This window comes from Bradyrhizobium sp. UFLA06-06 (genome assembly GCF_054820065.1).
On sequence record NZ_JADFUD010000021.1, the window covers coordinates 1 to 20,375 of the forward strand.

Sequence of the window (20,375 nt, forward strand, 5' to 3'; positions counted from 1 at the left end):
TCGAAGGTCGCGCTGGTGCATCTGATGGCGCGGCTGATCGCGGGCGGGTTCGAGCTGCTCGACACGCAATATGTGACGGAGCACCTGAGGACGTTCGGCGCGATCGAGATCTCGCGGCGCCGCTATCGCACGCTGCTCGACAAGGCGATATCAGGCGCGCCGGCGGATTTCCGCAAGCTCGACGCCACCCAGCCGGTCAAGGGCGCCGACGCGCTGGCGATCATCGCCGAGCGCAATTGAATTAAGCCTATGCCGTAGCCCGGATGCAGCGAAGCGCAATCCGGGACAAGTGTCTCCGCGGAGAGAAACCCGGATTTCGCTGCGCTTCATCCGGGCTACGAAGTGCCCATCAATTCCCGAACAATCCGCCGAACAGCCCGCCCGGCCGCTGCTGTTGCTGGGGCGGCGGAGGTGGCGGCTGCTGCTGGTATTGCGGCAACGGCTGCGGCGGCGGACGCGGCGCGGCCTGCTTCTGCGGCGTGCGCTTCTGGGCCGGCGGCGGTGGGGGCGTCGGCGCCTTCGGCGGATCGGGCGCGGCGGTCACGATGGTCTGGTCCGGTCCTTTGCAGTCGGTCAGCCAGATGTCGTAGATCGGATGCTCGACGCCGTGCAGGCCGGGGCTCGCCGCGAACATCCAGCCCGAGAAGATCCGCTTCACCTCACCCTGCAGCGTGATCTCGTCAACCTCGACAAAGGCGTCGGTGTTGGCGGCTTCCGTCGACGGCCTCGTGTAACAGGCATCGGTCTTCACCCGCAGCGCGCCGAACTGCACGGTCTCGCCAATATCCTCGTCGAAATTGATGATGCGTCCGGTGATCTTGTCGAGTCCGGAGAAGCTCGCCTTCTTGTTGGTGATCTTGGTCGACGGCGGCTCCTGCACGACCTCGTCGCCCGGCTGCAACGTGGCAGGCGTCTGCGGCGGGGTGCCTTGCGGCGCGCCCTGCGGCGCGCCCTTGGGACGCTGCCCCGGCGGCAGCGGATTGGTACCGGGCGGTGTATTGGCAACGGCGGGACCGCCGGGTTGCGGCGGCTGCACGGCGACACCGGGCTGGGTGCCCTGCGGAGCCACCGTCGAGCCGGGCGGCGGCGCCAGCGGCTGCGACTGCACGCTGCCGGGCGGCGGCACCGCCTGGCCTGGCGGCAGCGCCCGCGGCTGTGTCGGCAGCAGACGGCCGCGCGGCAATTCCGGTACTTCCTCGTCGTCGTCGCTGGGAGGAGCCGGCTGACCACGCGGGATCGAGCCGGGCGGACGCGGCGCGGGATCGGAGAAAATCGTTCCGATCTGCGAGCGCGCGGGCGGCGCAAGCGAGATGGTTGAGGCGGCAACCAGGGCCGCAAAGCCAGTCAGGGCAACGGTTCGAAGCATCTCGCGCGGCTTTAAAGGGCGAATCGGGCTCGCGACAGTCTACCTTGATATCGGCCGCTCGCAGGTCACCGGTTAACACGCCGAATACGGCGGGGAAAGGGCACCCGGCCACCTCTCCCCGGCCCACGGGTAACCCTCTGGTCAGCCTCTGGTCACTCCTGGGAACACGTGTGATAGTCCTCACGCTGAAGGCACGCGGCCACGCGTGAAAACCAGGAAAATCCGGATCGAACCGGACCAGCCAGAGGAAACCCACCATGCCAGATCGCATCAGGCTCGACGGCAGGGTCGCCGTCGTCACCGGGGCTGCCGGCGTCATCGGAACCGCCACGCTCCAACTGCTCGCCGAACGGGGTGCGCGGATTGTCGCAGTCGACCGCAAGGGGGCCGACCTCAAGGCCGCCACCAAGGACCTGCCCGCCTCGGCCGAGGCCTTCGCGATCGAAGCCGACGTCACCGACGAGGACGAGGTCAAGGACTATGTCCGCGCCGCCGTCGACCGCTTCGGCACCATCGATGCCTTCTACAACAACGCCGGCGTCGAGGGCGACATCAGGCCGATCCCTGAATATTCGCTGGAGAGCTTTCGCCGCGTGCTCGACGTCAACGTCGTCGGCGTCTTCCTGGGAATGAAGCATGTGCTGCCCGTCATGCTGAAGCAGAACAAGGGCAGCATCATCAACACCGCCTCGATCGCGGGCCTGATGGGATCGCCGATGATCGCGGTCTACAGCGCCAGCAAGCACGCGGTGATCGGGCTGACCAAGAGCGCGGCCTGGGAATGCACCGGCACCGGCGTGCGCGTCAATTGCGTCTGCCCCGGCATGATCGAGAGCCGGATGCTGAGCACGATCCTGCAGGGCCGCTCCGGCGGCAACGCGGCGCCGCCGATCGAGAAGATCGTCGACCGCATCCCGGCGCGCCGTCTTGGCCTCGCAAGCGAGGTCGCCTCCATCGTCGCTTTTCTTGCTTCCGACGAGGCGAGCTACGTCTCCGGCTCCGCCTACACCGTCGACGGCGGCCGCACCGCCGCCTGACACGACCGTCATTCCGGGGCGATGCGGAGCATCGAACCCTCAGGTGCGCAATTGCGCACCGAGAATCTCGAGATTCCGGGTTCGGTCCTACGGACCGCCCCGGAATGACATCAATGAAAACCGAACATCATAGGTCACAAACAATATGCCCGTCGTTCTCGATCCCGATGCCGCTGCCGTCTACAAGGCGTTCCAGGAGGCCGGCCGTCCCGCCTATGAGACGCTGACCGCGCCGGAAGCACGCGACTATTATCGGGCCGCCCGCATCGTCTCCAATCCCGAGCCGCCCGCGCTGGAATCCAGCAAGCCGCTCGCGATCCCGGCGCCGCACGGCACGATCCCTGCCCGTATCTACACCCCGAACGCGCTGCACAAGAAAGACGGGCTCGCGCCCTGCCTGGTGTTCTTCCACGGCGGCGGCTGGGTGATCGGCGATCTCGATACCCATGAGGTGGTTTGCCAGAAGCTGGCCCATGAGGGCGGGCTGATCGTGATCTCGGTCGATTATCGCCTCGCGCCCGAGCATCGTTTCCCTGCCGCGGTCGACGACGCCGTGACCGCGACCCGATGGGTCGCCGCCAATGCCAGGGATCTCGGCATCGACGCCTCGCGCCTGATCGTCGGCGGCGACAGCGCCGGCGGCAACCTCGCGGCCGTGGTTGCCCTCACCGCCCGCGACGGCGGGCCGAAGCTCGCCGCCCAGCTGCTGATCTATCCCGCGACCGATTTTTCGCGGAAGCATCCCTCGCATCGCGAGCCCGAGACCAGCATCCTCCTGACGCATTCGGTGATCGGCTGGTTCGCCAACCATTATCTCGGTGACGCCGACAACAACGACTGGCGCGCCTCGCCGGCGCGGGCAAAGGACTTTGCCGCATTGCCGCCGGCCTATGTGCTGACCGCCGGCGCCGATCCGTTGCGCGACGAAGGCGACGAGTATGCGAAATTCCTCAAGGACGCCGGCGTGCCGGTGACCTATCGGCATTTCCCCGGCCAGTTCCACGGCTTCTTCACCATGGGCAAGCTGCTCAATCAGGCCAATATCGCGGTGACCGAGATCAGCGCCTGGCTGAAGACGCTGGGCTGAGCAATCGGATCGGCGGCGACGTGCCCGGCGTCGTCCCCGATCGGGCTCGCGAGCGCATCGCGAGCCTGTTGCGGCGTTAGCGCGCCTTGAAGTTCCCGACGCCGCGCGATAGTGCCGCCGTCAGCGCCTCACGCCGCCGGGCACTCCAGCCATCGAGATCGTCTTGCTCACGCCACTCCTCGTCTACGGTATCCCGCTCGATTTCATCCTGTTCGCGCTGACGCTGCTCGGCGTCGCGATCTTCCATCACCACACGCTCGCGGTGGCGCTGACGGGCCTTGCCGCGATCGTCGCCTACAAGCTGCTGTTCGCGGGCTTTGCGAAATTCGGCGCGGGCCTGCCCGGTCTCGCGCATCACATGGAGCATGAGTGGGTCACGCTCGCCAACCTGTTCCTGCTCCTGATGGGCTTTGCGCTGCTGTCGCGCCACTTCGAGGAGAGCCGCATTCCCGACGAGATGCCGGCGCTGCTGCCCGATGACTGGAAGGGCGGACTGATCCTGCTGATTATCGTGTTCGTGCTGTCGGCCTTCCTCGACAATATCGCGGCCGCGCTGATCGGCGGCACCGTGGCCCGCCACGTGTTCCGAGGCCGTGTCCATATCGGCTATCTCGCGGCCATCGTCGCCGCATCGAATGCCGGCGGCGCCGGCAGCGTCGTCGGCGACACCACGACGACGATGATGTGGATCGACGGCATCAGCCCGCTCACGGTGGTGGAGGCCTATGTCGCAGCCATCGTCGCGATGCTGGTGTTTGCGGTGCCGGCCTCGCTGCAACAGCACCGCTTTTCCCCGATCGTGAAGGACGCACCGTCCGGCCTTAGAATCGACTGGGCGCGGGTTGCGATCGTGGCCGTGATCCTGCTGGCCGCGCTGACGGCCAATGTGACGGCCAATCTGAAGTTCCCCGCGCTGCTCGATGCGCTGCCCGTGCTCGGGCTCGCGGTCTGGGCCGCGATCCTGGTCACCTCATTGCTGCGGCGGCCGGACTGGTCGGTGATGCCCGAGACGCTGAAGGGCACCGTGTTCCTGCTCGCGCTGGTGACGGCGGCCTCGATGATGCCGGTGGAGAAATTGCCCGCCGCATCGTGGCAGACCGCGCTCGGGCTCGGCTTCGTCTCGGCGGTGTTCGACAATATTCCCCTGACCGCGCTGGCGCTGAAGCAGGGTGGCTATGACTGGGGCTTTCTCGCCTATGCGGTCGGATTCGGCGGATCGATGGTCTGGTTCGGCTCGTCGGCAGGCGTTGCGGTGTCCAACATGTATCCGGAAGCCAAATCGGTGGTCCGCTGGATCACCCAGGGCTGGCCGATCATGGCGGCCTATGTCGTCGGCTTCTTTGTGATGCTCGCCTTGCTTGGCTGGCACCCCGACGCGCCACATTGACGCAACACAATGCTGCAGTGCACAATTGCACTTACCTCAAAACTGTGGAAAATCGAGACAAATCCGTTGACATTGCTAAACTCCATTTGCCGTAACAAGTTATGGAGAGTCCGCATGAGTGTTAGTGCAGAAGTCCTCGCCCGCGCTCCGTCGGAGCAGATGGAGGACGAAATCAACACGGTGACTTCGCATCGACCACGCAGCAACATCCGGCCCCTCTCGCCGATGCCGGACTACGTCGAGCATCGCAACGGCGTCAACGAGGTGGGCAAGCTGTCGGCCGAGGCGGTCGTGCGCGAATATGAAGCGGCGGTGAAGGAAATCGAGGCCCTTGGCTCGGAACTGCAACTGGCCGCCAAGAACTGCGAGGTCATGGTCGCAGGCGTCCACGACATGATCGCGGAGATCAAGGAGTTCGCTGCCGGTTACCGCGATCAGGGCAAGCGCTTCTTCCTGCAGATCGAAGCCGTCTCGTTGATGACCGCGGAGGTCAGGGATACCTGCGAAGCACTCAAGAAGAAGATCGCGACCGATACATTGGGCCAGTGATTTTTCGGTTGAAGCACGTTTCGTGATCAGCGCATCCGTGGATCTCTGCGATCGTGGGCTGATCCTGTATTGGTGAATGACTGCGCTATTCCGGCGCGGCGAAACCGTTAGTTCTATTCAAGACCAATTCGCTCAAGACTAAGTCGCTCAACATCTTGCCCCGCTTCGGCGGGGCATTTTTTGTTGCGAGACGAATAATCCCTGCGCGGGTCGCGCCCTCGAACGGGCCGGACCTCGGTCCATGACCTTAATGCGCGTCAGCCGCACGCCCGGCGATGCCCGTTGCCGGAGGCAAATCGGATATCGCGGACCAGCGGTCGCTGAAATCCTTGGCCGGGAGCGCGTCCGTGCCGGCGACGGCAACGCCGTCGGTCCGGGGCGCGTGCGACTTAATGGTGGCGGCGGTTGCGGTGACAGCCAGCAGGGCGACAGCCACGAACCCGGTAATCGTTCGATGCTTTGTCATTAGAACCTCCTCGGGTCCCCAATGCCCACTTAACGTGGGTCACGGGAACCCTCGCCAGGTTCATCACTGCAAAGACGGCATCGATCGCGTGAAATCGGACAACGAGCTTGTCCCAAACGCGCCTACCCCGCCCGCGCGGCGCGCCGCAGCGATTGCGGCGGCTGGCCGAAGGCGCGGATGAAGGCGCGGCGCATCCGCTCGGGATCGCGGAAGCCGGTGATCTCGGCGACGCGCTCGATCGCCTCGCCCGACGACTGCACGCGCTGCCGCGCGACTTCGATCCGTAGCCGCTCGACCGCTTTCGACGGTGTGGTGCCGGTCTCGGCGATGAAGGCGCGGGTGAAATGCCGCGAACTCATCCCGGCCTTGTCGGCGAGGTCCTCGACTGTCAGCGGCGCATCGAGATGCTCGCGGGCCCAGGCGAGCAGCGGCCCGAACCTTCCGTTCGGCGTCTTCAATTCCAGCAGCGAGGAAAACTGCGACTGCCCGCCGCTGCGCCGATGGTACAGCACGAGTTGCCGCGCGGTGCTCTGCGCGATCTCGTCGCCATAGTCCTCGGTGATCATCGCGAGCGCGAGGTCGATGCCGGCGGTGATGCCGGCCGAACTCCAGATATTGCCGTCGCGGACGAAGATCTGGTCCGGCTCGAGCTTGATCTTCGGATAGGTCTTCACGAAATGCGGCGTGCGCTGCCAATGCGTGGTGGCGCGGCGGCCGTCGAGCAGGCCCGCCTCGGCCAGCACATAGGCGCCCGAGCAGACGCTGGCGACGCGAATGCCGCGGCCCGCCATCCGCCGCACGAATGACAATGTGGTTGGACAGGTCGCCGGCGTGCGCACGCCGTTGCCGCCCGCAATGATCAGCGTCGTGATCGCCGCCGACGGCTTGAGGCCGCGCGCAAGCATCTCGACACCGGACGAAGAGCGCACCGGTCCCGCCTTCACCGCAATCGTCCTGATCGCCGGCGCGTTGTTGGCAAAGCGCGCCGCGATCTCGAAGGCCGCGATCGGGCCGGCCGCGTCGAGCAGCTGGAAGTCGGGAAAGATCAGGATGCCGATCATCGCCAAATCCTCGCGGGTGACGTTGCTTTCCTGGCGGCCCTCTCTCAGGAGACTTGTCTCAGGAGCCTTGCGTCTCTCAGGAGCCTTGTCTCAGGAGACTTGCTTCTCTTAAGGAGACTTGCGTCCGAAAATGAGGGAAATACGCCATTTTGGACGAGAGGCCATCATGCCATCGTGGTTCCGTCAAGCGCTATTTGGAGGCCCCAATGACCGAACCCCTGCAGATTGGATTGCTCGTCTTCCCGAAGGTGACCCAGCTCGACCTGACCGGTCCGCTGCAGGTGTTCTCCTCGGTCCCCGGCGCCAAGGTGCATCTGATCTGGAAACGCATCGAACCCGTTTCGACTGATTCCGTCATGGTCCTGACGCCGACCACGACCTTTGCCGATTGCCCGCAGCTCGACGTGATCTGCGTGCCCGGCGGCTTCGGCACCGACGACATGGTCGGCGACGAGGAGATGCTGGCCTTCCTGCGCAAGCAGGCCGAGGGTGCGAAATACGTCACGTCGGTCTGCACGGGATCGCTGGTGCTCGGCGCAGCCGGCCTGCTCAAGGGCTATCGCGCGACCACGCATTGGAGCTCGATTGATTTCCTGTCGGGCTTCGGGGCCATTCCGACCAGGACGCGCGTCTGCGTCGACCGCAATCGCTTCACCGGCGGCGGCGTCACGGCGGGCATCGACTTCGCGCTGACGCTGGTGTCGGAGCTCGTCGACCGCAAGACCGCGGAAGCGATCCAGCTCAGGCTCGAATACAACCCGGCCCCACCGTTCAACGCGGGCTCGCCGGATACCGCACCGGCCGAGATCCTCGCTTTCATGAAAGAGCGGATCGCGCCGTCGCAGGCGCGCCGTGCCGACTTGATGGGCCGTGCCGCGGCACGCCTGCCCTGACCTGATCGCAGCAAAGAAAAAGGCCGCCCGGTTTCCCGAGCGGCCCTTCCTGTCTCACGGTAGCCTCACATTTGCGGGCGATTTCAGGACGTCTGTACCGGGGGCCTATCTCCCGGCCGCATCCAACTCGGAGGCCGCTGCACATCGGGACAGTCGCGATCTGGAGCCCGATCCGACGCGATGGTTTCCCATCTCCGTAAGATGACCCTATTGAGCCGCGAACCCGTCCGCGGCGCAAGCGGGCAGCATCGGCTGCGGCCCATCTGTCCCCGCTGTTACCGTTGTCCACAGGCGCGCGCTTGCGCTGCCGGGCACGTGCGATGCACGCGCGGCGTTGCGCACGTGCACGTCAGAACAACAATGCGTGAAAGTCAGCTTCCCGGCGTCCAGGCGTGATAGTCGCCGGTCGCCTTGGGGCGGCGGCCGCTCGCCAGCGTCGAGCCGGACGGACGGTAGGCCTGCGCGGTGCCGGTGAAGTTCGGCAGATGCGGCTTTTCCCATTCCCGCGCCTGGTAGTTCTGCTCGGTCGGGGGCACATCGACCGTGTGATGCAGCCAGCCGTGCCAGCCGGCCGGAATGCGCGAGGCTTCGGCGTAGCCGTTGTAGACCACCCAGCGGCGCTCGAAATGCAGCGTCGGATCGATCTCACCGCCCTTGGTGCGGTAATAGCGGTTGCCCTGTTCGTCCTCGCCGACCAGTTCGCCGAATCGCGAGGTCCACAATTGCGTGCCAAAGGTCTGGCCATTCCACCAGGTGAAGAATTTCAGCAGGAATTGTTTCATGCGTGGCCGGTCGTCGGTTCGAGGCTATGCGGCTCTGATGCCACCTCATTCCCCAAATGTCCAGCCGCCGCCAAGGTAGCCCCGCACCCCTCGGACAGCCCCCGGTTTATGCGCCCGTTTGGCGACCAAATGACGCGCTCACGAGGAGTTTTGTTCAGCTGCCATACATGAGCCGCCGGCTACGCGAAGATGACCCACAATCAATGTGGAGCACGGGAACGTCCGACCGCAGAGATGGTTAGACATTCACCGTTTTGATGGAGTCCAAAATGATCAATATGAAGGTTCTGAGCACCGCCACGGCTCTGGCGCTTGCGCTGCCGTTGGCTGTGGCGCCGACCGTTTCGTTCGCCCAGTCTGCCGCACAGATGGGCGCGATGGGCGGCGGTGGCGGCGGCTGGCACGGCGGTTACCATCGTGGCGGCGGATTCTGGCCCGGCGCGGTGGCCGGTGCGGTCGTCGGCGGCGCCCTCGCCTCGGGCGCGTATTACGGCTCCGGCTATGGCTACGGCCCCGGCTATTATGACGACAGCTACGGCTATTACGATGAACCGTCTGTCGCCGTGGAGGTGCCGAGTGGCGGCGGCGCCAGCTACTGCGCGCAGCGCTACAGGTCCTACGATCCTGCTTCGGGCACCTATCTCGGCTATGACGGCCGGCGGCACCCCTGCCCGTAAGAGAGCCTGAATTCCTAGTTGCAAAGGGCGGCGCCAGCGCCGCCCTTTTTCTTGTGCGCAAGTCGTCTCATGTACGCAAGGCGACCGCGACGGCCGCGAAGGTCACCAACAGCGCTGCGATATCACTCGTGCTGAGCGGCTCGCGCAGCATCGCCGCTGCGGCGAGCACGCCGACGACGGGGACCAGCAGCGTCCCGATCGACGCGGTCGCCGCCGGCAATCGCTCGAGCGCCGCAAACCAGCAGACATAGCAAAGGCAGAACTGGATCAGCGTCATGTAGATCATCGACGCCCAGCCGAACTGCGACAGCGCGGCGAGCTGCGGCTGCTCGATCAAGACGCCGATGATCGCGATCGGCACGCAGCCGATCGCAAGCTGCCAGGCCGCGAGCGACAGCGGCGGCATCGCGAGCTTGAACGATTTGGTCAGCACCGTGCCGAGCCCGACGCAGATCGCGCCGGCGAGCGCGAACAGAATCCCCGGCAGCTTGCCGAGGCTCGCGTCGACACCGCCGCCGCCGATCAGCGCCGCGATCCCGGCGAGCGCCACCGCAAGCGCAAGCGCACGCGGCAGCGACACGCGCTCGCCGAGCACCGGCCAGGCCACCAGCGCGACCCACACCGGAATCGTTATCCCGAGCACGGCCGCCTCGCTGGCCCGCAGCCAGATCAGCGCGAGGCCCATGGACGCGACCCAGCCGCCGATCGACAGCGTCGACACCAAAGCAAGCCGCAACCACATGCCGTCGGGCACGCGCAGCGTCTGTCTCCGCACCAGCGCGACCAGGCCGAGCGCAACCGCGCCGACCACGCCACACAGCCCGCGCGACGACAGCGGCGGCCACTCCGTGAGCAGGAACTTCATGATGGGGAAGTTGAGTCCCCAGCCGGTCGAGGCGACCACCAGGAATGCGAGGCCGAGCGGTGACAGCGGGGCGCGGCCGGCGATGGGAACTGCGGTCATGGACCTGTCGTAAAGGGGATGGACAAATACAGGTGATGTGTCACGGCTAGCTGGAAATCCGCTTGTCAGCAAACAGCATATGCATTCTATGATACAGACTTTCCGTCTAGGTTCCGCCTTAATCGACGAACAGGCCAAGCGAGTCGCCGGCACGCGAGGCCGTTAGAAAAAGAGGATGCATCGTGCCGAGCGTTCTCGTGGTTGATGACGACCCGATGGTGTGCGTTGCCATCGAGGTGTGCTTGCAACGCCAGGGCTTCGAGGTCACCGTCGCCGATGGCGGTGAAGCCGGCATGCGCGCGCTGGAGCAGGCCACCTTCGACGTCATGCTGGTCGACGTCTTCATGCCGCATATGCGCGGGTTCGAGGCGATCCGCGTCTTCCACGAGCGTGCGCCCGATATTCCCGTGATCGCGATGTCCGGCTATGCCTTCGCCAACGCCGACCGCGCGCCGGACTTCCTGCGGATGACGATCGAGCTCGGCGCCTCCGCCTGCCTGCGCAAGCCGTTTACCCCGCAGGCGCTGATTGCCGCCGTTAACGAATGTCTTGCGAAGTATGCACCTTCCGCTCGTCTTTCTAAGTAATTGCCCGTACTAATCGTTGATGGCTTCCCAGCGTCTCATTCTCGGCAGCGGCCTTGCGATCCTCCTCGTCATCAGCGCGGCGTCGATCGGATTGGACGTTAAGTCGCGCAACGAGATTGATTCGGCGGATCGCACGCTCGGGATCCTCAAGCGGATTTCCGACACCCGGCCGTTGCCGCGGGGTGTCGAAAGCGCGGCGCGCGCATTCGCGCTGACAGGCGACGCCTCCTTCGCCGACGAATTCCGTGAGCAGAGCGCCGCCCTCACCGCCGCTTTCGACAGCTTGATGGCGGCGGTGAAGACGGCGCCCGAGGAGGCGCAGCTGCTCGCGGGCGCCAAGACTCAGGTCGACCGCGGCATTGCGCTCGGCGCCGAGCTGATCAGATTGCGCAGCGCGGGCGACACGGCCGGCGCCGCGGCGCTGATGTCCGCAGGCGAGAGCCGCGCGTTGATGGACAAGGTCGGCGCGGCGCTCGAGCGGCTCGTCACCGAAGAGCGCCGCGTGCTCGGGCTTCGTACCGGACAGTCGAAAACCTACGGACGCCTGCTGCTGGCGATCGACCTCGCCGGCGTCGCGATGATCCTGCTGCTCGCGATCGCGCTGACGCTGGCGGCCCGGCGCGCCAGCCGCGAGCTGCAGGGCGCGCTCAGCGCGACCAAGGCGACCAATCTGTCGCTCGAGGGCAAGGTCGCCGAACGCACCAAGGATCTCGGCGCCGCGCTCGAGGAGCTCCGCCGTTCCACCTCGGTGATGGAAACCACCTTCCGCACCATGGCGGAGGCGGTGCTGGTGATCGACGGCGCCGGCACCGTGCTGCTGTCGAACCCGGCCGCCGAGAAGATGCTGCGCTACAAGCCGGGCATGACGGTCCGGCAGCTGCGCGCCATGAGCAACGTGTTCCAGTCGGACGGCGTCACGCCGATGCAGGCCGACGACATGCCGTCGGCCAAGGCGCTGCGCGGCGAGGAATTCGACGGGCTGGAATTCGTCGCCAAGCCGGTGCGCGGCGCGCCGGAGATTCACCTCGTGGTGTCGGGCCGGCCGCTGCGCGATGGCGACGACGCGATCACCGGCGCTGCGCTGATCTATCACGACATCACCGCCTCGCGGGAAACCGAGCACAAGCTGCAGCAGGCGCAGAAGCTCGACGCCATCGGCAAGCTGACCGGCGGCGTCGCGCACGACTTCAACAACATGCTGACGGTCATCACCGGCACCACCGAGACGCTGGTCGACAGCCTGCGCGCCCAGCCGCAACTCGCGAAAACCGCCGAGCTGATCGACCGCGCCGCCGAGCGCTGCCGCGAGCTGATCCAGCATCTGCTCGCCTTCGCGCGCCGCCAGCCGCTCGAGCCGCGCACCGTTGACATCAACGGCACCGTGGTCGACATCGCCAAGCTGCTGCGGCCGACGCTCGGCGAGCAGATCGAGATCAATTCGGTGCTGGCGTCCGATGTCGCCAGCGTTCATATCGATCCGTCGCAGCTTGCCAACTCGCTGCTCAACATGGCGATCAACGCCCGCGACGCGATGCCGAACGGCGGCAAGCTGCTGTTCGAGACCAGCAACATCGTGCTCGACGACGCGTATGCGGCTGTTAATCCCGACATCACGCCGGGCCGCTACGTGCTGCTCGCGGTCAGCGACACCGGCACCGGTATGTCGCATGCGGTGCAGGACAAGGTGTTCGAGCCGTTCTTCACCACCAAGGACGTCGGCAAGGGCTCCGGCCTCGGCATGAGCATGGTCTACGGCTTCGTCAAGCAGTCCGGCGGCCACATCAAGATCTACAGCGAGGAAGGCCACGGCACCACGATCAAGCTCTATCTGCCGCCTGCCCGCGGCCAGGTCGAGGTGGAGGCGCCTCCGCCGGAGCCGGTGCGGCGCGGCAGCGAAATCATCCTGGTGGTGGAAGACGACCAGCTGGTGCGCAACTACGTCGTCACGCAGCTGACGAACCTCGGCTACAAGACCATCGCCGTGCCCGACGCCCGCGCCGCGCTGGCGCTGGTCGACAAGGGCGAGAAGTTCGACCTCCTGTTCACCGACGTGATCATGCCCGGCGGCATGAACGGCCGCCAGCTCGCCGACGAGGTGCAAAAACGCCGCCCCGGCATCAAGGTGCTCTACACCTCGGGCTATACCGAGAACGCGATCGTGCATCACGGCCGCCTCGACGAAGGCGTGCTGCTGCTGGCCAAGCCCTATCGCAAGGCGCAGCTCGCCGGCATGCTGCAGCAGGCGCTCGGCGAGTGATGTGAGCTACCTCGTCGCCAGCGCGACGCCGGCGAGCGTGAACAGCAGCGCGACGATCTGGCTTGGCCCCAGCGGCTCGTGCAGCGCGATAGCGGAGGCCACCACGCCGATCACAGGCACCGCCATGGTGCCGATCGCCGCCACAGAGGCCGGCAAGCGCGCGAGCGCGGCGAACCACGCGACATAGGCGACGCAGAACTGGATCAGCGTCGAATAGACCAGCAGCCACCAGCCGACCGTCGTGATGCGGTCGACATGCGTGGTCTCGATCAGCAGGCCGACGATCGCGATCGGCACGCAGCCGAGGCCGATCTGCCAGGCGGCGGCCGGGATCGGCGGCATCACCAGCGGATATTTCTTCGCCAGCACCGTGCCGAGCGCAAAGCCGAAGGCGCCGCCGAGCGCCATGATGATTCCCGGCAGCTTCTCTTTGCTTGCGGTGATGCCGCTGCCGCCCATGATCGCGGCGAGCCCTGCAAAGGCCATCACCAGCGCAATGGTCCGCAGCAGCGTCGGCCGTTCGCCGAGCACCGGCCAGGCCAGCAGCGAGGCCCATACCGGCATCGTGTAGGCGATCAGCGCGGCCTCGCTCGCCGGCAGCCAGAGCAGCGCCAGCCCCATCAGCACCATCCAGCCGGTGACGTTGAGCGCCGCATAGAGCGCGAGCCGCGGCCACAGCCGGCTCTCGACATGCAGGCTCTGGGCGCGGATCAGCGCCAGCACCGCGAGCAGCACCGCGCCAATCACCCCGGTGGTGCCGCGCAAGGTCAGCGGCGGGAGCTCGCTGAGCAGGAACTTGGTGGACGGCCAGTTGAACCCCCAGCCCACCGAGGTGATGGCGAGGAACATCAGGCCGGCGGGCGCAAGGCGCGGCCGCGCGGAAGGCTTCTGGACTGTCATGGAACCCGGCGGGGATGTGAGTCGGCCTCACCTTGCCCGCGATTTTGTCGCCCGACCATCACGGCTCTGACATGCCTGATCCGTACTTTGCCCGTAGGCCTACGTGAGTCCCCAAAATTCAATCCGGGACCGCGAATAAAAACTTCGCCTGTGAACAGCGGGGCGAAGCTCCGATCCACAGGCGATAGGAATTTTTTTGGCTTGGGAATCCCTGAGGACTCACCGATAGTTGGCCCGATCACAGGCGCGGCACCGACCCCTGTTATCCCCCTCTTTCCACCATATTTAGTGTTTGATTCAGAAACTCGTACTAGTCCTTGACGGGCGTGACGGACATGGCCTAGCTTTCAACCTGTTCGGCGCGAGTGTGTTTGGGTCCCCGCCGGTCGCTCCCACAAGGGTTCCAAAATGACCACTCCGCCAGGCCTTCGGGCCGCGGGTGAAGGGCTTCTCTGCCCTGATTTTGGGTCACCGTCGGGACGACAAACGGGCCGCGAAGGACCCGGAAACAGAGGCCGTAACCGGCCCGGAAGAAGCGTACGCGTGACGTGTCGCGTGAAGCGTTTTGGGGCGTTGAATGCATGACCCGGAGCACCCGACCAGTCGGGCGCCGCGCCGGGACGATGCCGCCGCAGGGCCGGTCATACCGGCGCCCAGCGGATGAGAGAAAACAGGCCGGATCCACCGGCTGAGCTGCGGATGACGGGAGGCGTGCTGACGCGTGTTCCCTCAAGTCCGCGAACAGACAACATTCCGGTAACCTGCGGGGAAACGTGGGGCCGGGCAGAAGAAGAGACGGGGCTCGACCATGCGAATCGAACGACGCAACACCACCAGCGGACAATCTCCCTATGCCGGGATCAATTTCCGCCTGACCACATCAGAGATCCGCAATCCGGACGGCTCGGTCGTGTTCCGCGCCGAGAACGTCGAGGTTCCGGAGTTCTGGTCGCAGGTCGCCTCCGACGTGCTGGCGCAGAAGTATTTCCGCAAGGCCGGCGTTGCCGCGCGCCTGAAGAAGATCGAGGAAGAGACCGTGCCGTCGTGGCTGTGGCGTTCGGTGCCCGACACCGAGGCGCTTGGCCTCCTGCCGGAGAACGAGCGCATTGTCGGCGAGACCTCGGCCAAGCAGGTGTTCGATCGCCTCGCCGGCTGCTGGACCTATTGGGGCTGGAAGGGCGGCTACTTCTCCACGGAAGAAGACGCCCTCGCCTTCTTCGACGAGCTCCGCTTCCAGCTGGCAAAACAGATGGTCGCGCCGAACTCGCCGCAGTGGTTCAACACCGGGCTTCATTGGGCCTATGGCGTCGATGGTCCCGGCCAGGGCCACTATTATGTCGACTGGAAGACCGGCAAGCTCACCAAGTCGAAGTCGGCCTATGAGCATCCGCAGCCGCATGCCTGCTTCATCCAGGGCGTCGGCGACGACCTCGTCAACGAGGGCGGCATCATGGACCTCTGGGTGCGCGAGGCGCGCCTGTTCAAGTACGGCTCCGGCACCGGCTCCAACTTCTCGAGCCTGCGCGGCGAAGGCGAAAAGTTGTCCGGCGGCGGCCGCTCCTCCGGCCTGATGAGCTTCCTCAAGATCGGCGACCGCGCTGCGGGCGCGATCAAGTCGGGCGGCACCACGCGCCGCGCCGCCAAGATGGTCGTGGTCGATGCCGATCACCCCGATATCGAGACCTATATCGACTGGAAGGTGAAGGAGGAGCAGAAGGTCGCGGCGCTCGTCACCGGCTCCAAGATCAACCAGAAGCACCTCAAGGCCGTGATGAAGGCCTGCGTGAACTGCGAAGGCAGTGGCGACGACTGCTTCGATCCCGAGAAGAACCCGGCGCTCCGCCGCGAGATCAAGCTCGCCCGCCGCAACCTCGTGCCGGACAACTACATCAAGCGCGTTATCCAGTTCGCCAGGCAGGGCTACAAGGACATCTCGTTCGACACCTACGACACCGACTGGGATTCCGAGGCGTACCTCACTGTCTCCGGCCAGAACTCCAACAACTCGGTGTCGCTGAAGGATGACTTCCTGCGCGCGGTGGAAACGGACGGTGATTGGAATCTCGTCGGCCGCACCACCAAGAAAGTCACAAAAACGCTGAAGGCGCGCGACCTCTGGGAGAAGATCGGTTACGCCGCCTGGGCGAGCGCCGATCCCGGCCTGCACTTCAACACCACGATGAACGACTGGCACACCTGCAAGGCGTCCGGCGACATCCGCGCGTCCAATCCGTGCTCGGAATACATGTTCCTGGACGACACGGCGTGCAACCTCGCCTCGGCCAACCTGCTGACGTTCTACAGCACCACCACCAAGCGGTTCGACATCGAGTCCTACGAGCATCTCTGCCGGCTCTGGACCATCGTGCTCGAAATCTCGGTCATGATGGCCCAGTTCCCGTCGAAGGCGATCGCCGAACTGTCCTACGAATTCCGCACGCTCGGCCTCGGATTTGCAAATATCGGCGGCCTGCTGATGACCATGGGCCTGCCCTATGACTCGAAGGAAGGCCGTTCGCTCTGCGGCGCGCTGACTGCGGTCATGACCGGCATCTCCTACAAGACCTCGGCCGAGATGGCGGCCGAGCTCGGCACCTTCCCGGGCTACAAGAAGAACGCCGCCCACATGCTGCGCGTGATCCGCAACCACCGCCGCGCCGCCCACGGCAACGCCACCGGTTACGAGGCGCTGTCGGTCAACCCGGTGCCGCTCGATCACGCCTCCTGCCCGCAAGCCGACATCGTCACCCATGCCAGGCTGGCCTGGGACGACGCGCTGGCGCTCGGCGAGGTCAACGGCTATCGCAACGCCCAGACCACGGTGGTGGCGCCGACCGGCACCATCGGCCTCGTGATGGATTGCGACACCACCGGCATCGAGCCCGACTTCGCGCTGGTGAAGTTCAAGAAGCTCGCCGGCGGCGGCTACTTCAAGATCATCAACCAGGCGGTGCCGTCCGCGCTGCGCGCGCTCGGCTATCGCGAGAGCGAGATCGCGGAGATCGAAGCCTATGCCGTCGGCCACGGCTCGTTGTCGAATGCGCCCGGCATCAACGCCTCTACTCTGAAGGCCAAGGGCTTCACCGATGAAGCCATTGCCAAGGTGGAAAAGGCGCTGCCGACCGCGTTCGACATCAAGTTCGCCTTCAACAAGTGGACCTTTGGCGAGGATTTCATCCGCGACCAGCTCGGCATCGGCGCGGAAGCGATCGCAGCCCCCGGCTTCGACCTGCTCTCGGCGGTCGGCTTCACCAAGCGCGAGATCGAAGCCGCCAACGTGCACATCTGCGGCGCGATGACGGTCGAGGGAGCTCCGCACCTCAAGGCAGACGATTATGCGGTGTTCGACTGCGCCAATCCCTGCGGCAAGATCGGCAAGCGTTACCTCTCGGTCGAGAGCCACATAAGGATGATGGCGGCCTCGCAGCCGTTCATCTCGGGCGCGATCTCCAAGACCATCAACATGCCGAACGACGCCACGGTGGAGGATTGCAAGTCCGCCTATCTGTTGTCGTGGAAGCTGGCGCTGAAGGCCAACGCGCTGTATCGCGACGGCTCGAAACTGTCGCAGCCGCTGAACTCGCAGCTCATCTCCGACGATGAGGACGAGGACGATGCGGTGGAAGCGCTCTACGAGAAGCCGATGGCGGCGCGTGCCGCCCAAGTCTCGGAGAAGATCGTCGAGAAGCTGGTCGAGCGCATCGTCGTGATGCGCGAGCGCGAGAAGATGCCCGATCGCCGCAAGGGCTACACCCAGAAGGCGGTTGTCGGCGGCCACAAGGTGTACCTGCGCACCGGCGAATATGACGACGGCCGTCTCGGCGAGATCTTCATCGACATGCACAAGGAAGGCGCGGCGCTGCGCTCCTTCATCAACAATTTTGCGATCGCAGTGTCCCTGGGTCTGCAATATGGCGTGCCGCTGGAAGAATATGTCGACGCCTTCACCTTCACCCGCTTCGAGCCCGCGGGCCCCGTGCAGGGCAACGACTCCATCAAGTACGCGACCTCGATCCTCGACTATGTGTTCCGCGAGCTCGCGGTGAGCTACATGGCGCGCTTCGATCTCGCCCATGTCGACCCGAACGAGAGCGGCTTCGACGCGCTCGGCAAGGGCGTCGAGGAAGGCAAGGAGCCGGATGAGGCTCCCGCCCAGCACCAGGCGACCAAGTATCTGTCGAAGGGGCTGACCCGGTCGCGCACCGACAACCTCGTCGTCATGCGCGGCGGCTCGGCCGCGGTGAGCCAGGGCGCCGACAACGCGCCCGCCGGCAGCCGCGTCACCGCGCTCGCCTCCCACGGCGCAACCTCGCGCGGCGCCTCCGACACCGTCGAAGGCGCGGTCGCCCTGAAGCAGGAAGTCAGCCACGACCTCTCGCCGACCGAGAAGCTCGAGGCCCTGAACTGGAGCAAGCCCGGCACCGCCGCAGCCGCCGCCCCGTCGAAAGCGGAGCGTCGCGCCGAAGCCAAAGCCAAGGGCTACGAAGGCGAGATGTGCTCGGAGTGCGGCAACTTCACGCTGGTGCGGAATGGGACTTGTATGAAGTGCGATACGTGCGGGTCCACGACGGGGTGTTCGTGAGGCGGTAAATCACGACAATCGTCATGCCCGGGCTTGACCCAGGCTCCACAGAGGGCGGCCGAAAAGCCGCCCTTTTCTTATGCGCCAGGAACCCAATCCACAGTTGCACATCAAAGACCTACGCGCAGACCTTGATTTATTAGAACAAATAAGGCCTATATAGAGTACATTCGTACACTCCACTGTGGCCAAAACAGGCAATGGCAACCGCCTTTATTTCTTACTCTCATCGCGACGAAAAAGCGTTGGAGCGACTTCATATCCACCTCGCCACATTGCGCCGTGAAGGTGCAATTTCGGCTTGGTACGATCGAGAGATTCTCGCTGGCGACGATTTCGATATCGAGATCGACGCAGCGCTTTCCAAGAGCGAAATATTCCTCGCATTGGTCAGTCCGGACTTCCTAGCATCCAGCTACTGCTACGATCAGGAAGTGAGCAAAGCCCTAGAACGCCATGCGCAAGGGACTTTGCGAGTCGTCCCCATAGTGATCGAACCATGCGACTGGAAATCTACTCCTCTAGGCAAGCTAAAAGCCCTTCCAAAGGATGGAAAACCAATCTCCACTTGGACGAACGAAAACATTGCTTACCTGGACGTGGCTATGGAGTTGAGGCGGATTGCCTCTGACCAGCCACCTGCTCAGCAATACGAGCCCGGTCAAAAGTCGACTGCCCCAGCACGCGAAGGCAGAAGATATCGCATTAAGAAAGAATTTGATTCCTTCGATCGTGACGACTTTCGCCATAAGGCCTTCCTGGCGATAGAGACCTTCTTTCGTAGCTCGGTCGACGAGTTGAATCAGATCTCGGAGCTCATTAGAGCGCGATACGAGAAGATTAGTAATCTCGCCTTCTCCTGCACCGTTCTTAACAAGGCGAACGGAGGCGAAGCCCACATAACCGTTCGCGCTGACACAGAGCACTTCGGTGAAGACATATCGTACGCTTTTTCACGTCGGGCGGCGTCAAATACTGCCAACGGGTTCATTTACGTACGAGAAAACGAATACGAACTATATCTGCAGTTGAGCAACTTCTCGGGTAATCGAACGAGAGAAGCACCTCTCACCGCAGAGCAAGTATCCGATTCCTTGTGGAGAGAATTCACAGGTCATGCCGGGATCGACCATGAGTAAGCACGCTCCGTATTGCTTAAACTACGACAAGAGATCTCATTCCCGTAATTGCGAGCGAGCGCGCAGCTCGAGAACAGAAGCGACCATAAAGTTCACGTTAGCAGGGGACAAATGAGCGACGTATTTCCGAGCTTCACAGTTCTCCCGCTCAAGGATGCGCTTCCTGGCTCGATTGTAAGAATAGGCCGATATGACGGCTGCAAAATAGCCCTTGTGACCAATCATGTCGTAAACGGCACTCGATCATTTGTTTGGCTCAATCCAGGATTTAAGAACAGGGCACCGGTCATATTCGCCGAGAATTGGCAGAATGATTCCCCTGTCCTGCAGTACACTTGCGAGGCGCGTTTTGAGCTCGGAATGGCGGACGATGATATTGACCCTAGTGGCCACAATGTTTGGGAAACGGCTGGCGTCATTGTTGCCATTGGCGATGAATTATTTATTCGGGCCGCGCCTTACGATGATTTTTACGCCTACCTCAGGCTGGTCAACGTCCGAGATGGATCAGTATACGCCGGAGAGCTTCCAAGAGGACTATGGACATTCCTCTCCTGGCAGTTGTGGATCAGGGACACGGCAAAAGCCGGGCATTTCATGCTCACAGAGTTTCGACTACCACACCCGAAAAAATGAAGGCA

At 64.3% G+C, this 20,375-nt stretch carries 17 protein-coding genes and 1 pseudogene; 12 read left to right on the top strand and 6 right to left on the bottom strand.

The features are described from left to right. Window positions 1-240: pseudogene (locus IF803_RS19140) on the top strand (leucyl/phenylalanyl-tRNA--protein transferase); the annotation flags it as partial. Window positions 241-349: 109 nt separating this feature from the next. Here the strand turns inward: IF803_RS19140 and IF803_RS19145 are convergent. Continuing rightward, window positions 350-1,366, bottom strand: a complete 1,017-nt coding sequence (locus IF803_RS19145) for a DUF2155 domain-containing protein (protein WP_461193104.1) — start codon at window positions 1,364-1,366, stop codon at window positions 350-352. A gap of 257 nt (window positions 1,367-1,623) precedes the next feature. Here IF803_RS19145 and IF803_RS19150 point away from each other — a divergent pair, with 257 nt between their 5' ends. The 4 genes from IF803_RS19150 (at window position 1,624) to IF803_RS19165 (ending at window position 5,426) form a co-directional block, all read left to right on the top strand. Then, window positions 1,624-2,403, top strand: a complete 780-nt coding sequence (locus IF803_RS19150; RefSeq protein WP_461193105.1) for an SDR family NAD(P)-dependent oxidoreductase — start codon at window positions 1,624-1,626, stop codon at window positions 2,401-2,403. Window positions 2,404-2,548: 145 nt separating this feature from the next. Then, complete coding sequence (locus IF803_RS19155; protein ID WP_461193106.1) at window positions 2,549-3,490, top strand: alpha/beta hydrolase; 942 nt, start codon at window positions 2,549-2,551, stop codon at window positions 3,488-3,490. A 163-nt stretch (window positions 3,491-3,653) separates the two neighbouring features. After that, a complete protein-coding gene (locus tag IF803_RS19160) occupies window positions 3,654-4,877 on the top strand; it encodes an SLC13 family permease (protein ID WP_461193107.1) in 1,224 nt (407 codons plus the stop codon). A gap of 114 nt (window positions 4,878-4,991) precedes the next feature. Then, window positions 4,992-5,426, top strand: a complete 435-nt coding sequence (locus IF803_RS19165) for a hypothetical protein (protein WP_229193149.1) — start codon at window positions 4,992-4,994, stop codon at window positions 5,424-5,426. A gap of 247 nt (window positions 5,427-5,673) precedes the next feature. On the opposite strand, the gene IF803_RS19170 is transcribed toward IF803_RS19165, so the two are convergent. Together IF803_RS19170 and IF803_RS19175 are read right to left on the bottom strand one after the other, a co-directional pair. Next, window positions 5,674-5,892: a hypothetical protein gene (locus tag IF803_RS19170; RefSeq protein WP_461193108.1), complete on the bottom strand. Its 219-nt coding sequence runs from the start codon at window positions 5,890-5,892 to the stop codon at window positions 5,674-5,676. 122 nt (window positions 5,893-6,014) lie between these two features. Beyond that, complete coding sequence (locus tag IF803_RS19175; RefSeq protein WP_461193109.1) at window positions 6,015-6,953, bottom strand: GlxA family transcriptional regulator; 939 nt, start codon at window positions 6,951-6,953, stop codon at window positions 6,015-6,017. A gap of 206 nt (window positions 6,954-7,159) precedes the next feature. Here IF803_RS19175 and IF803_RS19180 point away from each other — a divergent pair, with 206 nt between their 5' ends. Further along, window positions 7,160-7,846 carry a DJ-1/PfpI family protein gene (locus tag IF803_RS19180; protein WP_461193110.1) on the top strand — a complete coding sequence of 229 codons (687 nt, stop codon included), beginning with the start codon at window positions 7,160-7,162 and terminating at the stop codon, window positions 7,844-7,846. Between the two features lie 371 nt (window positions 7,847-8,217). On the opposite strand, the gene IF803_RS19185 is transcribed toward IF803_RS19180, so the two are convergent. Further along, on the bottom strand, window positions 8,218-8,628 hold the full coding sequence (locus IF803_RS19185) for an NADH:ubiquinone oxidoreductase subunit NDUFA12 (RefSeq protein WP_461193111.1): 411 nt from the start codon (window positions 8,626-8,628) through the stop codon (window positions 8,218-8,220). Between the two features lie 269 nt (window positions 8,629-8,897). Between IF803_RS19185 and IF803_RS19190 the strand changes: the two genes are divergently transcribed. Beyond that, on the top strand, window positions 8,898-9,305 hold the full coding sequence (locus IF803_RS19190) for a BA14K family protein (protein ID WP_461193112.1): 408 nt from the start codon (window positions 8,898-8,900) through the stop codon (window positions 9,303-9,305). A gap of 67 nt (window positions 9,306-9,372) precedes the next feature. Here IF803_RS19190 and IF803_RS19195 read toward each other — a convergent pair whose 3' ends face one another. Continuing rightward, window positions 9,373-10,269 (bottom strand): DMT family transporter, encoded by an 897-nt coding sequence (locus IF803_RS19195; RefSeq protein WP_028344914.1) that lies wholly within the window; start codon window positions 10,267-10,269, stop codon window positions 9,373-9,375. Window positions 10,270-10,451: 182 nt separating this feature from the next. Here IF803_RS19195 and IF803_RS19200 point away from each other — a divergent pair, with 182 nt between their 5' ends. Continuing rightward, window positions 10,452-10,856 (top strand): response regulator, encoded by a 405-nt coding sequence (locus tag IF803_RS19200; protein ID WP_026192708.1) that lies wholly within the window; start codon window positions 10,452-10,454, stop codon window positions 10,854-10,856. A gap of 19 nt (window positions 10,857-10,875) precedes the next feature. Then, window positions 10,876-13,113 carry a CHASE3 domain-containing protein gene (locus tag IF803_RS19205; protein WP_461193113.1) on the top strand — a complete coding sequence of 746 codons (2,238 nt, stop codon included), beginning with the start codon at window positions 10,876-10,878 and terminating at the stop codon, window positions 13,111-13,113. A gap of 6 nt (window positions 13,114-13,119) precedes the next feature. Here IF803_RS19205 and IF803_RS19210 read toward each other — a convergent pair whose 3' ends face one another. Next, window positions 13,120-14,013 carry a DMT family transporter gene (locus IF803_RS19210; protein WP_461193114.1) on the bottom strand — a complete coding sequence of 298 codons (894 nt, stop codon included), beginning with the start codon at window positions 14,011-14,013 and terminating at the stop codon, window positions 13,120-13,122. An 808-nt stretch (window positions 14,014-14,821) separates the two neighbouring features. On the opposite strand from IF803_RS19210, the gene IF803_RS19215 reads away from it, so the two are divergent. The 3 genes from IF803_RS19215 (at window position 14,822) to IF803_RS19225 (ending at window position 20,370) form a co-directional block, all read left to right on the top strand. Beyond that, entirely contained in the window at window positions 14,822-18,595 is a 3,774-nt protein-coding gene (locus IF803_RS19215; protein WP_461193115.1) for a vitamin B12-dependent ribonucleotide reductase, read from the top strand. 200 nt (window positions 18,596-18,795) lie between these two features. Next, window positions 18,796-19,734 (top strand): toll/interleukin-1 receptor domain-containing protein, encoded by a 939-nt coding sequence (locus IF803_RS19220; protein WP_461193116.1) that lies wholly within the window; start codon window positions 18,796-18,798, stop codon window positions 19,732-19,734. Between the two features lie 111 nt (window positions 19,735-19,845). After that, complete coding sequence (locus IF803_RS19225; protein WP_461193117.1) at window positions 19,846-20,370, top strand: hypothetical protein; 525 nt, start codon at window positions 19,846-19,848, stop codon at window positions 20,368-20,370. Window positions 20,371-20,375: the final 5 nt, after the last annotated feature.